The organism is Vibrio sp. 704 (assembly GCF_033339295.1).
The window spans coordinates 1-574 of record NZ_JAWOUH010000782.1 but is presented as its reverse complement, the minus strand read 5'-3'; the positions used below and the strand labels follow the sequence as shown (position 1 = coordinate 574).

The 574-nt window shown below is 53.5% G+C and carries 1 protein-coding gene; it reads right to left on the bottom strand.

From position 1 onward, the window contains the following. Nucleotides 1–574: MATE family efflux transporter (locus R7R24_RS29090; protein WP_318120509.1), on the bottom strand; the 574-nt coding region annotated here is incomplete at both ends.

Sequence of the window (574 nt, the reverse complement as noted above, 5' to 3'; positions counted from 1 at the left end):
GCAGCGCCATAAGCTGCCACCGCTGCCGTGCCGTGGCTAGATAGCAGCATCATCAAAATCGCGCCCGACAACGGATTCATTGCATTGGATAGCGCTGCAGGGGTGCCAATTTTTAACGTCTGTTGCCAATCTTGTTTCAATGAGGCCCATTGAGGTTGTGCGTGCAGTTTTTCGCGTTTCACCAACACATAGAAAGAGCCGCACAACGCGCCTAGCCAACTAAAGGCACTCGCTATAGCAGCGCCTTGAATGCCAAGTTCTGGGAAGGGGCCATAACCGAAAATCAGTAGTGGATCGAGCATGCCGTTGATCAGACCGGCCAACATCATGATCTTAGCGGGTGTCTTAGTGTCGCCAGTGGCACGGATCGCACTGTTGCCCGCCATTGGGATCACCAACAGCGGAATGGTGAGGTACCACACCTGCATGTATTGTTCGATGAGCGGAATCAGATCGTCGGTCGCGCCAAGAAAACGAAACAGTGGCGCAATGGTAGCAAAGCCAATAGAAGAAGCGATAGCGACGAGCAACACCGCCAACAGCAAACCGTGAGTCGTAAATCGCGCCGCTTGTG